The 16,371-nt window shown below is 47.5% G+C and carries 8 protein-coding genes; 3 read left to right on the top strand and 5 right to left on the bottom strand.

Annotated elements, in window-relative coordinates; all coding sequences use genetic code 11:
• Positions 1-3 precede the first annotated feature (3 nt).
• Entirely contained in the window at positions 4-1,428 is a 1,425-nt protein-coding gene (locus tag MKY97_RS14145) for a glycoside hydrolase family 140 protein (RefSeq protein ID WP_342556031.1), read from the bottom strand.
• A gap of 300 nt (positions 1,429-1,728) precedes the next feature.
• Here MKY97_RS14145 and MKY97_RS14140 point away from each other — a divergent pair, with 300 nt between their 5' ends.
• Positions 1,729-4,377: a chitobiase/beta-hexosaminidase C-terminal domain-containing protein gene (locus MKY97_RS14140; protein WP_342556030.1), complete on the top strand. Its 2,649-nt coding sequence runs from the start codon at positions 1,729-1,731 to the stop codon at positions 4,375-4,377.
• A 173-nt stretch (positions 4,378-4,550) separates the two neighbouring features.
• Here MKY97_RS14140 and MKY97_RS14135 read toward each other — a convergent pair whose 3' ends face one another.
• From MKY97_RS14135 to MKY97_RS14125, 3 genes are read right to left on the bottom strand one after another with little or no spacing between them, the layout of a single operon-like run.
• Positions 4,551-9,044, bottom strand: a complete 4,494-nt coding sequence (locus MKY97_RS14135) for a carbohydrate binding domain-containing protein (protein WP_342556029.1) — start codon at positions 9,042-9,044, stop codon at positions 4,551-4,553.
• A 42-nt stretch (positions 9,045-9,086) separates the two neighbouring features.
• Entirely contained in the window at positions 9,087-9,965 is an 879-nt protein-coding gene (locus MKY97_RS14130) for a carbohydrate ABC transporter permease (protein ID WP_342556028.1), read from the bottom strand.
• A 15-nt stretch (positions 9,966-9,980) separates the two neighbouring features.
• Positions 9,981-10,865, bottom strand: coding sequence for an ABC transporter permease subunit (locus MKY97_RS14125; RefSeq protein WP_342556332.1), 885 nt, complete (start codon positions 10,863-10,865; stop codon positions 9,981-9,983).
• Positions 10,866-11,076: 211 nt separating this feature from the next.
• Between MKY97_RS14125 and MKY97_RS14120 the strand changes: the two genes are divergently transcribed.
• Both MKY97_RS14120 and MKY97_RS14115 read left to right on the top strand, forming a co-directional pair.
• Positions 11,077-12,786, top strand: coding sequence for a histidine kinase (locus tag MKY97_RS14120; protein WP_342556027.1), 1,710 nt, complete (start codon positions 11,077-11,079; stop codon positions 12,784-12,786).
• A gap of 9 nt (positions 12,787-12,795) precedes the next feature.
• Complete coding sequence (locus MKY97_RS14115; protein ID WP_342556026.1) at positions 12,796-14,436, top strand: response regulator; 1,641 nt, start codon at positions 12,796-12,798, stop codon at positions 14,434-14,436.
• A gap of 200 nt (positions 14,437-14,636) precedes the next feature.
• On the opposite strand, the gene MKY97_RS14110 is transcribed toward MKY97_RS14115, so the two are convergent.
• A complete protein-coding gene (locus MKY97_RS14110) occupies positions 14,637-16,322 on the bottom strand; it encodes an extracellular solute-binding protein (RefSeq protein ID WP_342556025.1) in 1,686 nt (561 codons plus the stop codon).
• Positions 16,323-16,371: the final 49 nt, after the last annotated feature.

The raw sequence follows: 16,371 nt of genomic DNA, 5'->3' as shown, positions 1-16,371 counted from the left end.
GCATCAAACCCCCTTCAGTATCAAAATCCAGTCATTCCCTCGTCCGCTTGTTGGGGCTGTATAACGTTCAATGCCTTGATTCAGTACTGCAGCATTAGAAGAAGCTTCTGTTCGTTCTCCTGTTCGGGGACAGAACCATGCTGCTCTAATCTGCTTGCCCTCAATATACCTCATGACTACATCGACATACAAGCCATTTGGGAGGTAAATGTAAGCGTTCTCTCTATTTTGTAAAGCAGCCATTCGGTTAGCACCTGTGCGGTTGAAGTGCAGCAAATCCAAGTTCGGCTTTAAGTCTCGCCCCATTTCTTGTTCTAACAAGGCCCGAAGGTGACGCATTTGCGCTGCACCGGGACGATGCAGGGCTTCGCGCCAGGACATAATGAAATAATCACCTTGCTGGTTAGATTCAATCAGGTCATCTCCCCCTCGGTACATCGACCAAATCGAATGGTGACCATAGGTATGACCCATTGCGCCTGAAAATAACGCATAATACGCTGCCTTCCTCACATCTGCCGCATCGAAATATCCCAGTTCCCCCCGAAATCCAACGGGAATGTCCTCGTAACACGGCTCCGCATCAAGCGTTGGCTTCGCCGGTTCCCGGTCGTAATCCTGCTGTACACGTCGGTCATTGGTAATCTCCCGTTCTCCATGACCGGACTGGATCATATTAAAATCAAGCCAGGGCTCATCATGAAACTGGCGGGAAGAAGACTCGCATCCCGGCGGGTGAAAGGTCATCAGCTGCACGGCGCCGCCCTGCTTCAACCCTTCTACCATAGAAGCAGTGATGTCAAAATGCAGCTTGGTCTCTAATGCACGGTCCCCTCCAAGAACCCAGATCACTTGCGGATGTTTACCATACCGTTCCCCCAACCATCTGCCATAGGTATAAGCATTTTCAGGTGTAAAAATCTCAGGTCCTTTGCCCCATTTAAGATTGAATTTATCTCCCCATGTCGGGAGCAGTGCAGCATATATTCCATGACTTCGCGTAAGCTCGAGTACAGCATCCACATGATCCCAATAAGAGTAGGGGCCATCCGTATCGGGTCGAGCCGGGTCAGGCTGCCCATCTTCATTCATATGAAGAGGTGTCCGGCCGGAAGCATTGTTCGTGGTTACCCCGCTGAATTCAGCGAGCAATACCGTTTGAATAACATTAAAGGACTGGGCCGCCCTGGTTCGAAGATACAGCTCACTCTCTTCCAGGTTCAAACGATGCAGCAGCTCCCAAGCCGTATCAGCCAACCAGAAAAACGGAACCCCCGCGCAGGTTTCCAGATACCGTCCATTAGCAGAGACTTGGAGTGCTTCAAGGTGCACAGGCGCTGTTTTCTTTTCGACCCGATCATCAAAAGAATGCTTCGTTATAGGATGCTTCACTATCGTCTCATTAGTTTCCGATTGGTTACTGCTCATTTTCGCTGACACTCCTTGTAAAATTGATTTGTGCACGCGCATGTTATGTTCACTTTTCACTTCAAATCCTTTTCTCCATTTCATGCGAAGGGTTCTCTTAAAAAGCATAAAATGCACATTTGCATCCGTAAAGACCGTTTCGAAGCAAAATCGTTCAAGCAGGCTTTGTTTTGTTCAACCCGAGCCTCTTTTTTTCAACCGCATCAAATCATATTTCAAATCTGTATTTTATTGTAAACGTTATCATATGAAGTGCCGCACGCATGTTGTGCAGTAAACCAACAATAAAGGAGAGCTGAGATGAAAAGCAGATCCGTCCGTTTAGCTTCACGATGGGGTATTTCGCTCCTCACAGCCGTCATGCTTGCTTCGTTTATTCCCGCCCCTTCTCCGGTTGACGCCGCAAAGAACCAACGTCAAAATCAGGACACAAGCACTCATACCATTACGATTGATCCGAATAACGTCATTCAGGATGATTTCCTGGGCGTGGGTGTCAATACCATTCCGACGGCACTCATGCCTGGACAGATGCAGTACGGGTATTCCGAAGCTCATTGGGAGATCGATAAAAAGCGTATTCAAACCGTACAGCCCAAAATTGCCAGGGTCTGGTTTCAGATTGACTGGATGGAGCCTTCCAAAGGAACCTACACATGGGAGAGCTCTAACATGAAAGCTTTCTACAAATACCTTGATGCATTCAAAACGGCTGGAACCGAAATTGAACTGAACTTTGGGTGGAAGGTAGGCTCGTCTGTTCATAACTGGTTCTCCATACCAGGAATTGACCCGTGGACAAGTGCCCCTGCGGATCTGGATGCTTACGCGGCCTCTGCTTCCGCCCTGCTGGATGAGCTGATTCGGAACCGTGGTTATGACAACGTGAAGTATCTTACTTTTTATAATGAGCCGAACGGCAGCTGGGATTTCGAAGCACCGGGAGATCAGAAGGCGTATTACGCCGAAATGGTTAATAAAATAAGTGCCAGACTGACTGCGGACGGCCTCCGTGACCGGATTGAAATCTGGGGACCTGAAGAGACGGGTGCTCCTGCATGGATCGAATATATGAAGCAGCATGCTGATGATGCCATCGACGGGTACAGCTTTCACGTGTACGGCGAATCGTACGAAGGACTGGGCAGTGCTTTTGCACTGCGACAAGGTTATGTCGGAAATAAACCGCTTCATCTGACCGAGTTCGGCTGGGCAGATGATCAAGCAAGTAACTGGGATGCCGGTTATGCCAACTCGGTCATTCAAACCGCCAATATGGGCGTGAAATCGGCTTTGATGTGGCAGTTAAACGGGGTCTGGACGAATGACCCTACGGGTGGAACGAACGGAACCTATACGATGTGGGACGCGGTCGTACTCGGCTTGAATCCGCGTAAAACCTTTTACATTTCAGGTATGCTGAACCGCTATATTCCCGAACACAGTGAAGTACTTGCTGTAAATACTGGCGGTTCCACCGATGTACGTGCGGCGGCATTTAAAGGTACGGACGGCAATTATACCGTGCTCGTCGAAACCAAAGCAGGCTCCAGCAAGGAAATCACATTGGACTTTGGCAGTACTGCGATCAATAAAACGTTTCGGAAAATGGTCTACAACAATGACGTAATACCGGAAGCCAATGCGGTACTTCCTCCAGTCACCGCCAATTTCCCTGCAGGCACTTCACTAACAGACCGTTCAGTTGACGGGGATTACAATGTCATTATCTATACGACTCAACCTGCCCAAACTCAAGTAAAACTGGATCAAGTTAATCCAACCGTACGTTCAGGCGAATCTGTCACCCTTGCGGCAGAAGTCATTGATAACAGCGGAAGTGTCACATGGAACGTTATTGGACAAAACAACGGAACAATTAACACAAACGGGGTGTATCAGGCTCCTCAGGTGAACGATGAAACACTTGTTGCAATTCGTGCCACCAGTACAGCCGCCCCAGAAGCATATGGTGTCGCTCTCGTTCGAGTTCTTCCATCAACATCAACAGATAAGGTCGAGGTTCCCACCTTCAGTCTGGATCAGCACGTATTTCCCAGCTCGGAGGTGCTCTATCTGGAGACCGCAACCGACGGAGCTCAGATTCGATACACCACAGATGGAAGCGAACCTACAGCCCAATCCACCCTGTACGTGAGACCCGTTATTCTGAACGAAGGTTCTCTTGCCCTATACAAAGCCAAAGCGTTCAAGTCAGGATTACAGCCTTCTGGCACAGTGTCCTCGCTTTATCAGATTGGACAGATCAGCAGTGCACCGGACGGATACAAACTCTGCATGATTGAAAATGGTGGAGACTGTTATTTCCAAGGTAAAGCGGTCGTCGCTTATGGTGCAGACGGATTGTTTAATTATTCGATCCAGGAAAACGGCGCAGCATGTACAAGTGCCCTTTTAGGTGATCCGATCCCGGGTACAGCCAAACGCTGCTTTGTGAATCCGAACATTCCGGATGAACTTCCGGCAGTCACATTGTTCAATGCCGGCTTTGAGAAGCCCGCGACAACGTCAGCCAAACCGGGGCCGATGACCAACGGATGGGTATTCGACAGCCGTTCAGGTGTGCAGCATAACAACGGTCCATTTCAAGCCCCGTCAGCTCCTCAAGGGGTTCAGACTGGATATCTGAAAACGGATGGCGGTATATCCGGCACATTAAGCCAGTCCATTAACTTCAAGCCGGGCGTCTATCAAATGTCGTTTAAAGCAGCCAAGCGGACCAGCTTCGGGGGCACTCAGTCTTTTGATATATATTTCGATAATCAGGTTATCGGCTCATATCAGCCCGAATCCGGCAGCTTCGAAACGTTCAGAACCGATGCTTTCGAGACAAGTGGCGGAAAACATACGATTAAATTCGCCGCAACGACAACTCAAGGTGATAATACAGCCTTTATCGATGATGTATCAATTACGTCACTGCCTTGATCAGATGTCGGGGCGTTGACGACCCGGATTGAATGCCGATGCACATCAAAAAGGACGAGGCAGAAATGATCTGCTTCGTCCTTTTTTAAGCTGCATAAATTGATTTTAAAGATTATTCACACGTCGACTTCACTTGTATGCTCCAATGACAGAATACTCTTTCAGTCACTGTTTTATTGCGATTTACCCATATTAATCAGACTAACGTCAGACAAAGTGATCGTGGTGCCTTCCTGTTCATTGCCATCGATAAGGCCCATGTCAAAAACAATTCGGCTGTTATTATAACTCGCTTCAGTCACCGGGAACGTATACGAGAACTGCTGCTCTTCCGTCGTCAGATCCATTTGATTCCCGAAGAAGCTGGTCCATTTATAATTCGCAGGCACATCCACCCAGCCAATACCAACGCTCATTTTGCGTGCTTGATCCGCTTTTGCTTTGAATGTCAGCTTGTAGGTGTAACCCTGCTGCATCCCAAAGCCTTCCTGGATCAACTGCCGATCCCATGGATTCTCTCCCACTTGACCCACTTGTGCCTGAAGCTGCCCGTTATCAGCACGGATCACCAAGTCCTCCGGTTTATTACTGGCCGCATACGTGAACCAGCTGTCCGTTCCCTGCGAGAAGCCACCGTTCTGGATCAGGTTGACGCGTACAGGCTGCCCCCCTTCTTCTGCACTTGGATTAACTTCAAACAGCATTACATTCTGAATAGAAACGATATGCTCTCCTGTCGCCGCTGCCGGATTTCCGAGACCGAAGTTTAACATGCCTGCCTCATCCGCAGTCTCTCCCATGGTAAAGGTATACGTATACTGCTGTTTCGCTTCTGTTATTTCTGCCGTCTGCTCCATATACTTCTCTGTATCACTGCCCGCCTTCGACAAGACCACCTGCATAAATTTTGGTGATGAGGCCGCTGCGTCAAAGCTTAGACGATACGTTTTCCCGGCTTCAAGCGAGAGCTCTCCCTGCTGCAGTATGGCATCCCACCAATGCTCGGTTGTACCCGGAAGCGTCATACTGATGCCCTGCTCATTGCTGTATGTCGCCGTAGTTACAGTCGCAGGCAGCATCCAGTTTGATGAATCGGTACTCAAACCGCCGTTCTTCACTTTACTCCGGGAGATGTCGAGCCAGCGTGTGTTGTATTCGTTTCCTTCAAAATTCACATAATACGTTTTGTTTGCTTGTAAGGAAACTGGTGGCAGATATACGGTTTTGTACGTTTGCCAGCCGCCCGTATTTCCCAGCACAAATTCAGAGCTTGCAGCTGTATTGCCTTCCTCATCTTTGACGGTAAAACGTACTAAGGCATCATCTTTGGCACTCGCCATCCGTGTTGAGAACGCATATACTCCATCATTCGCAGCATTAATCTTGAATTGAAGCAGATCACCTTCATCCATATAGCTGACATGTTGGCCGCCCTCATCGGAAGCTTCGAGCTGCAGCCCCTGCATCACGTAGGCATCAGCCGCTGCAATATGTGCATAATTTTGAATCGATACCGGCTTTCCGCGCTTCGTCAACCGCACGTTATCAACATATACCTTGCCAGCGCTGCCGCCGAACATCAGCTTTAGTTCGGACACTGCTGTCGCCTGGCCCTCTCCGATCACAATTTCACCAGTATACGTTTTCATTTCGTTTCCAATCTGAATCTGCTGTCCTTGATGCACCTTCACGTCGTGGCCCTCAGCAGTGGATAAACCGATATCCATAATGCCTGCCGTATCTGCCTTGGCATCAAATGAGAATCCGTAGGCTGTACTGCCTTCCAGTTTCATGCCAGGCTGTACAACAGCAACCTGCTCCGGCTGTCCATTCGTTTTTTTCACATCGACAACAAGCTGTCTTTCCATGATCGGGAACTTCGAGAAATTATTGACTGATATCTGCGCATCCGCATCCGTTTGAATCTGAGTGTTCCAGAAGCCGAGCCTTTGTTTTCCTTGATCAAATGTACCATTATAAACGTAATTGCCATCCGGCAGCGCTTTGCGTTCCACCGGCAGCGGATCGGCTTCACCAATCTCCTTCAGTCTTACATTGGTTACCCAGACTTCGCCTTCATTTAATCCCAGATTAAATTCAAACCTTGCGTTGTTGTCTGAACCATTACGCATGTTAAATTCGTATTCATACGGCTGCCAATCCGTTGTGACTGAAAGTTCTTTTTCTTCAGAGTAATTCGTCCAGCTTTTCTCATACTGAGTCACTTTGGAACGAATAACCCGATTGGCCGAAGCTTTGGCATCAAACTCAACTTTATATTTTTTGTCTTTCTGTATATACATTGGCATCTGGGTCAGCTGTACCGAATAGGTCTCCGTTCCGGCTTTGGAGATCGTTACTTTGGCTGCTTTGCCTTTGACCGCATCGTCGACAACTTCAACTTTACCCTCTCCGCCTGCATTTGTTATGAAATTCCAATCGACAGGAACACCGCTTGCATCCACGCCTTTGGTAAACTGTTCATTATAAATCTGGTTGCGATCCTCTTGCGGTTCGCGCTGCTTCTCAGGCTCAATTGGACTGGAAGTTACATCCGGCCATTCATCCATATTTTTATAAGCGTATACGCGTACAAAATCTACATTCATTTTATCGGAAACAAATTCATTCTCCGGTGATCCCGGCCAATCCCCGCCAACCGCAAGGTTGAGAATCAGATAGAACGGACGATCGAACGGTGCGGGGAACGTATAGCTTTCCGGCTGTCCCGCTGCCGTGGTCTGCCAGTTGTTAACCTGATGGTGCAGCTTGCCATCTACATAGAAACGAATCATGCCAGGCAGCCATTCCACCTGAAAATCATGATATTCATCGGCAAAGGATTCACCTTGCGGCAGGGTAAACTTACCTTGGTCATGCCCGTGAGAACCATCCGCTTTTTTCGAATCATAGTGGATCGTGCTGTAGATTTCATGGTCCTTGTTCTGTCCGCCGATCAGCTCCATGATGTCAATCTCACCGGAAGCGGGCCATCCTCCATAGTGTGCTTCATCGGTAGGCATCATCCAGATTGCTGGCCACATACCCTGCTGCACAGGAAGCTTGGCTCTCACGACTACTTTGCCGTAGGTCCAGTCGCCCTTCTCCTTTGAGATCAGTTTGCCGGAAGTATAATTTTTGCTTCCTTTCTGCTCCCGCTTCGCTTCAATCTGAAGAACATTGCGGCTGCCGTCCTTCACAATACGAGTATTACTCGGGCTGTAGTACTGCAGTTCATTATTATAGACAAGCTCCGTATCCTGAACCGTCCATTTGGATGCATCTACAGAGGACGCATTGAATTCATCATTCCAAACCATTTCCCACTGCTCGTCTGGAATCGTGGTTGCCGGGATCGGTTTTTCGCCAGACGGTGTGCCTGGAACGGAAGGTGTCTGTCCACCCGGATTCGAGGACCCGCCTCCTTCTGAATTGGAGCTGTTGTTCGAACCACTGCTGCTTCCTGAACTGCCAGAGCCAGGTGCAGCAGGTTTCGGTTGTTCCGTCTGTCCGGTCCCAGAGGAAGTATTGTTGCTGTGACTCCCTGGTGTAACCGCTTTTCCATTGAGCAGCACATCAGGAGCATGCACATCGAACTGTTTGATCGTTCCTTTGCCGTCAATAGTCGTATGACGAGCTTTGCCGTTTACCTTTAATGTTTGAATTGTACTCTCAGCAGACAACTCAACTGAAGTTTTACGTTCAACAATCATCTCCTGCACCTGAGTTGTTCCCGTTATCGCGATATGTACCGGGCCGGTCCTTTTGTCCGCCACAATCCGGTTCAGACTGGAGTTATGAATTTCAATGGAGTGGCTTCCTCCACCCTTCACGATTACACTTCCAGTAACCGTTACTCCATCAAGCTTTACTGTACCTTCACCAATGGCCTCGGTCAGCAGCAAATTACCGTTAACGGTTGTATTTTGTAACGTCACATCTGCTGAGCGAATGATCAGATTGCCATCTACTTTGGATTCATAAATGCCCGGAACACTTTTGATCGCTGCAATCATCGATGACATCAGCGTGGCGGCCTCAGCTCGCGTAATATTGGACTTTGGTGCAAGTTTTCCATTGTATCCGTTTACAATTTTGTTATGCACAAAGTAATTTATCGCCCTTTTTGCGTAGTCAGCAGCATCTTTCTCGTCTTTGAAAGTGGAATTCAACGTTTCATTCTCACTATCTGTTGACAGCTGGAATGCACGATCTGCCATCACCAGGGCATCCTGCCGCGTAATTGGAAGCCGCGGGAAAAGGTGTGATTCATCCGTCCCTTGAATAATACCGGACCCGACTGCACGTGTTATCGCATCGAAATACCAGTCCTGCTCAGTCACATCTGTGTACGACGTTCCTGCAGCACCTCCTGCGAATCCGAACACCCGATCGAGCATGACCACAAACTCAGCCCGGCTGATGCGTTCATTCGGTCTGAACGTACCATCTGCATACCCTTTGGTCAGCGCCATGTCCTGCATACGCATAACATCCTTCTCGGCCCAATGCCCCTTCAGATCCTTGTAGGGAGTCAGAAGCAGGCTTGATGCCTGCACCTGCTCCGCTGCTGTTTGCTGCTTACCCTGTTCTGCCCCGGCTAATGCCGGAGCTGCTAGTGAAACGATCATGCTTCCTGCTACGAGACAAGCCAATCCTTTTTTCACCCAAATTCCTCCCTCGAATGTGTTGTCAGCTTCAGGGCAGTGTTATTCTTTCACTGCCCCAATGACGATACCTTTGACGAAAAAGCGCTGCAAGAATGGATAGATAACCAAGATCGGCAGTGCCCCGATGAAAATCTGGGCTGCGCGAACCGTACGCTGGGAAACATTCTCCAGCATGGATGGGTCCACATTGATTTTGCTTAGATCCTGCTGCACGATAATGGTTTGCAATAAGGAAGCCAGCGGATAATTTTTGACATCGGACATATAGATCATGCCGTCGAACCAAGAATTCCACTGACCCACCATGGTGAACAAAGACAATGTTGCAATAGCCGGCATGGACAAAGGTATGTAAACCAAGGCCAGCGTCTTCACATGACCAGCCCCATCCAGATAAGCTGCTTCTTCCAGCTCTTTCGGCAGCCCCCGGAAGAAGTTCATCATCAAGATGACGTTCCACACGGACAACGCTCCCGGAAGGACCAGCGCCCAGATCGTATCCATCAGGCCGAGTTTCTGGATCAGGATATAGCTCGGAATCAGACCGCCGCTGAACAAAATCGTGAATACAAAGAACCAGGTGTAGATCGAGCGGCCTTTGAAATTCAGATCTTCCTTGGACAACGGAAATGCGGTAAGCAGCATAATAACCATACCGATCACAGTTGCAATAACTGTTCGTTGAACCGAGACCAGCAGGGAGTTAATAAAGTTGGAATTACCGAACGTTTTCACATATGCATCTGTCGTAAAACCTATCGGCCAGAAGCCCACGAGATTCGCCGAGGCCGGTGCCATGCTGCTGAACGATACCGCCAGGATATGAATGATAGGCAAAATGCAAAGCAGGGACAATACGCCCAAAAAAATATAGTTGGCAATGCTGAATATTCGATAGCCTTTTGTTTTGTAATACAAGCCCTTTTCTCCTCTCTAGAACACGCGATAGTTCGCCAATTTGTAAGCCATGCGATATGAGATAACGATCAGAATCGTAGCTACGACGGATTTGAACAATCCTACAGCGGTTGCAAAGCTCATCTTGCCGTTCAGGATACCAAGTCGGTATACGAAGGTATCGATGATGTCGCCTTTGTCGTAAACAAGCGGATTATACAGGTTGAACACCTGATCGAATCCTGCATTCAGAATGTTTCCGATGGAGAGTGTCATCAGTACGATTGTAATTGGCATCAATGCGGGAATCGTAATATGCAGCGTTTGTTTGAAACGGTTCGCTCCATCCACTTCAGCCGCTTCATACAGCGCCGGGTTAATGCCGGACAGAGAAGCCAGAAATACGATTGTACCAAAACCAAATTCCTTCCAAACATCACTGACAATCAGTGTTATCCGAAACCACGTTCCATCCCCTAAGAAAAAGATCGGGTCACCGCCCAATGCAACAATCAGTTGGTTAACCATACCGCCCTGCGGAGAAAGAATATCGAGCAAAATTCCGCCCAGGATAACCCAAGACAGAAAGTGCGGCAGATACACGAGTGTTTGACTGACCCTTTTAAAAGCGGACAACCTCACTTCGTTTAACAAAATCGCGAACAAGAATGGTGCAATCAGACCTGCGATAATTTTGAAAAAGGCAATCACCAGCGTGTTCCAGATCACCTGACCAACGTCCGGGTATAAAAATAAATACTTGAAATTATCCCAACCTACCCATTTGGATTCGGTAAATCCGAGGTACGGTTTAAAATCCTGGAAAGCAATCACAATCCCGCCCATCGGTATGTACTGAAATACAATAGCCAGTAAAACCGCGGGTAAGAGCATCATGTGCAAGGTCCAATTCCGCTGCATATTCCAGCGCTGTCTCACCTTGGTGGCTCGCCCCTTACGAGGCGTCTCTAACGTATGTTCCTTCACCCCTACATCCCCCATGTTCTAAAATTTGTATTTTACAAGTGGATATGAACTTGTATATTAAAATTATAGCAACGGTTATTCGCGATCTATATCCTAATATTGCAACAACGATAACAATATTTTAATGAGTTGAGGGGGCCCCGCATTGTTCGCTCGTCTGAATGTCTTTACCAAAATTACGCTTCTGTTCGTGGCACTGCTTGTCCTGGTCTTATTCGTTTACACCTATTCAAACCAGGAAAGCGTACGAGTAATTAAACACGAAATCCAGAACAACACCATGAATCATCTGTCAACCTTTGCCGATTCTGTAGAATCCAACATTTACCAATTGTCACTGTATGGGATGTCCATAGGGCAGGATTCAAGTATTCAGGAATACCAGCGTCCGGATTACAAAGAAGTCCCTTATGAGAGAGTCAAAGTATCAAGTGCGATTCTTGAAAAAATGAACCTGTATAACGCGGCCAGCAAATGGCACTCGACGATTACGCTTTATTTTCCGCGGTTGCAAAAAGTCATTTCCACAGATTATTATGCTTATATCCCATACGAGGAAGATGATTTTTCCAACCCGCTTTCAAAATCATGGGCTTATACGCATAATCAGTTTGAGTGGTACACGACAGATCCGACGACAGCCATGGGTACTCCAGGGAAGTCCAAACTAATCACGAAGATCAGTTTCCCTGTGCGTCATCTGGTCAACATGCTTGACCAGAACAAACTAAATAATAAAGGCGACCCCTTTATGTTCCATCCCGACTTTGGCTTGATCAGCAACACCAGCGGTAACGAAACGCTGACTGCCATTCATTCCAAACTTAAAGAGATGAAACTGCCAAGAAAAGGCGGGTTCACGACAACGCTTGACCATACGGAATATTATGTTTCGTACATTCAATCCGGCAGTCTTGGATGGTACTATGTGGACTACGTCCCTATGCAGCAGATTCTTGGGCCCATCACAAGCAGTCGTAATCTCTTCTACGCCTCCATCGCTGTTCTGATTGCGATGAGCATCGTTGTGTTATACGTACTGTACCGCAGTGTGCAGCTTCCACTGCTTCAGCTTGTGAAGGGAACAAATCGTTTGTCGACAGGAGATTTTTCCGTGCGTCTGCACCATACTTCACGGAATGAGTTCAGTCTATTGTTTGCACGATTTAACATCATGGCACAGCGGATACAAGAGTTAATTGAGAACGTATACGAGGAACAGCTGCGAAGACGTGAAGCGACGCTGAAGCAGCTGCAGTCACAGATTAATCCGCATTTCCTGTATAACTGCCTCTTCTATATCAAAAATATGGCCAGGATGAAAAATGAGAAGGCGGTTGTAGCGATGGCGCTTAATTTGGGCGAGTATTATCGATACATAACCCGATCGGAGAATGACCAGGCCGCGCTGAAGGAAGAACTGACGATGGTCAAAAATTACCTGGAAATCCAGGCTCTCAGGCTGGAACGCATGCATTTTACGATCGACGTACCTGAAGATATGCTGCACAAAACGTTACCTCGCTTAACGCTGCAGCCTATCGTTGAGAACGCTATCATACATGGCATCGAACCTCGAACGGAAGACGGACATATCACGATAACGGGACATCATACGGATAAAATGAGCACGTTAACTGTGGAAGACAGCGGACGAGGGATGACAGAACAGCAGATGGAAGAGTTAACAAATAATTTGCACAAACCGCTTGATGGCAGCATGGGATGCGGGACTTGGAATGTTCATCAACGTTTGTCTTTTTTGTATGGTGAACAAGCGGGTCTGAGTTATGAGCACTCGCCTAGCGGCGGTATTAAAGTGAACATTACGTGGTACAACAATATCAATGAGTAGGTGAAGTACATGTTACAGATTTTATTAGTCGATGATGAACGTTCAGTTGTAGAAGCGTTGGCCGAAACCATCCCGTGGGAAAGCTGCGGGATCGGCACAGTGCACGAGGCTTTATCCGGTGCCGTTGCCCTGGAGATTATGGAAAATCACGATATTGATATCGTCATTACCGATATTCGCATGCCGGAGATGTCCGGCATCGATCTGATCACGACCATTCACGAAAAGTGGCCGCATGTGCAGACGATTTTACTGTCGGGATTCGCTGATTTTGAATATGCTAAACAAGCGATGGCGCAGGAAAGCTTTGATTATTTGTTAAAGCCGGTAAGTGACGAAGATCTGATCGAAACCGTGCAGCGGCTTGTTGACCGGATCAAGCAAAAGTGGGAAACCGCCGCTTCGTATCAGCGCGCCTTACATGCGTTTCAGGATAACCTGCCTCTGCTGCAGTCCACGATGCTTCATGAATTGCTCACAGGCAAAACCTATTCCCCCTCCGCACTTGCGGACAAGCTGGAGCTTCTGGAACTGCCCTACTCCGTTGGAGAGGAACTGGGCATGCTTGTAATCCGGATGGAGGAGCATCTGTCTGAAATGGCGGATCATGATCTGTCGCTGATGCAGTATGCCATCTCCAATATCATTAGTGAAGTCATGCAGCATCATTTTCATATCTGGCACACGCGGGACGTCCATGATTATCTGGTTGTACTGGTTAGTGTTAAAAAGGGTGCTGCTCAGAACATGAACAAAGAAGAGAAACCACAGACGCTGCTTGAGCATTATGCTGCTCAAATCCAGACGAATGTTCAGCTGTATCTGAAGGGGGCTATATCCATCTCTGTCTCCCATTGGGGTAAATTCCCTTATGAGATTGGAGAAATATATGAGAGTGCTGTCAGGTCCATGCGGAAGCGTATGGGACAGGCCCAAGGTCTGTTCATCACGGCTTCTGATGATAAAGACGTTCATCCCCTTCCTGCCATCCGCTCTCTCTACAATCCGCCGACACTGATCAGTCTGCTGGAAGCCGGACGATTTGATGCGGTCGAGCAGAAAATTGAAGTCATTTTCGAAGAACTGCTGGAATCGGGGCAGCATCACGATATCGCGGAAACAACCATAGAGGTGTATCATGCTTTGGCTGGAGCATTTGCTTATATCATTCATAAAAACGGCAAACAGATCTCTTCTGTCCTGCCTGCTGAGATGTATAAATACTTTCAGGCTCCCAGCTATGCCACAACCCAGCAGTTAAAGGACTGGTCCGTTCGCACTTTACATTCCATCAGTGAAGATGCTGAACAGGAGCTGAAAGACAATCACAGCACGATCGTTCGAAGTGTCAAAAGTTTTGTTGATCAGCATCTCGCTTCAGATGTTTCACTGCCGGCTATTGCCGAACACGTTCACCTGCACCCGGTGTATTTATCCAAAGTGTATAAAGCGGAGACCGGGGAGGCACTCACAGCTTATGTCTATCGATTACGGATGGAAAAAGCAGCTTATTATTTGCGTTCATCCAGCGCCAAGGTTTTTGAAATTGCCGAGCTTGTCGGTTACAATAACACGGCTTATTTTATCCGGGTATTTAAGAAATTCTATGACCTGACACCACAGGAATATAGAGAGAATCTACCTGTCTGAACGAGTCTGATCAGGCAGCAGTACCCCGGCTTGTAATGATGCAAATGAAGTTCACGCCTTCTCTATATAAAAGATGGAAGAAATAAAAAAGCCCCGCTGGAATAATTCCAGCGAGGCTTTTCTTTTGTAAGGTTTTACTTGACCCGGCAGCCTATGCAGCCTCAGCTAACGAACTGCCGAATTTTGTGATCCGTTCCATCTTACTTGCCGCTGGTTACGGATTGATACCATTCATTGACTTCATTCGTATTTTGATCTCCACCGGAAGATTTCCATTTTTCTACAAACGTATCGAACGCGTCAATTGGAGCTTTACCATAGATAATTTGTGAGAACAGGTCCTTCTCCATTTTGGTTAAGATGTCGTTATTCATCTGCATTGACATGGTTGGAGCACCTGTGAACATCTGTTTTAAAGCGATATCTTTTTGATCCTGAACAATCTTGGCCGCTTCAATCATTGGTGCCGGCACGCCAGATTTAAGCTTTTTCTCGAAAGGTGTTACTGCTTCTTCACCGTTAGCAAACTTCGCAAGCGTAGTCATGTTCAGACTCGGAATACGTGCACCATCAAACGTTAATGTGTATTTCTCAGGTGCATAACCGCCTGTCACACCAGCATCCGTTGTTACTTTGCCGTCTTTCATTGCCCAGTCATATCCTTCAGCAAAGCCATTTTCGAATTCATCACCTGCTTTTGGATTTGCATAGTGGTCAAATAGATAGTTTTGATATGTGAAAAAGACTTCCGGGTTCTTCATATCTTTGCTGATCAGAATTACACCGTTGTCATTCGCTGTACCGCGTCTGCCTGCCTTGCCATCAGGTCCAGATGGGATCGGATAAGCTTTGTACTCCGCTTCCGGATTGTTTTTCTTCACATCTTCGAGCGGCCATGATGGCATCCAGTGAGGTCCGACAACAATCCCTGCTTTACCTGCTGTAAACTCTTCTGCTGCTTTGGTTTCGTCATAAACGCCTGCTTCTTCCGGGATGTATCCTTTGCTCATCCAGTCAGCGAGTGTTGCCAAAGCTTGTTTCGCGCCTGGGTTAACAGAGCCGTACTCCAATTTTCCCTCAGCGTTCAGATTCCACTGATTTGGCATCGTGCCGTATGCTCCGAAAACCCAACCAGCATCAGACATCCATGTGCTGAGCCAGTTTTTGAAACCGATGGTCAGACCGTACGTGTCTTTTTTACCATTACCATCCGGGTCTTTATTCGTAAACGTTTCCATAATCACTTCAAGATCAGCCAGCGTTTTTGGCGCTTGCAAATTAAACTTCTTCATCCAGTCCTCGCGAATCCACATCACTGGATCACTGTTGTAGGAGTAATCCAGAATCGGAATACCAATTCGTTTACCATCCTGCATGTACGGATACCACACAGTAGGATCTTCATTCACAGCAGCTTTCCAAGTATCACTTGCATATTTATCAAACAATTCACCGGCGTCAACGAACTTGCCTGTTTCAATCAATTCACGTGCCAGATTGAAGTCGCCGCGATACGAGATAATGTCCGGCATTTCTGCATTGGAGGCAAGCGACAAGCGCAGCTTCGTTTCAAACGCATTGTTGGTGGACGGTGATACCCACTGATTTTTCAATTCAATACCGAGCTTGTCTTTTGCCCATTTGGTATGGACGTTGTTATCTTGATCCTCTCCCGATTTAAACTTTATTTCCGGTCCCCAAGGCCGTAAATAAGTGATGTTTACGGGTGGATCATACTTCCCATCTTTCATTTCCAGTGCAGTACTTGGTGTGCTTGGTGCTGCCTCTTTGCTTGCTCCGCTGTTACACCCGCTCAGCACTACTGAAAGCGTCAACATTCCTGCTAAAGCCAAACCGCCGATCTTTCTTTTCTTGCTAGTGTTCAACTTGTGTGTCCCCCTGTCTATGTAATGATGTTGTCTACAGAGTCCATCA

Origin of the sequence: Paenibacillus sp. FSL R7-0652, assembly GCF_038595045.1 — a bacterium.
GTDB lineage: Bacteria > Bacillota > Bacilli > Paenibacillales > Paenibacillaceae > Paenibacillus.
Note: the sequence above shows the minus strand (reverse complement) of the source record. Positions and strands in the feature narration are given on the sequence as shown.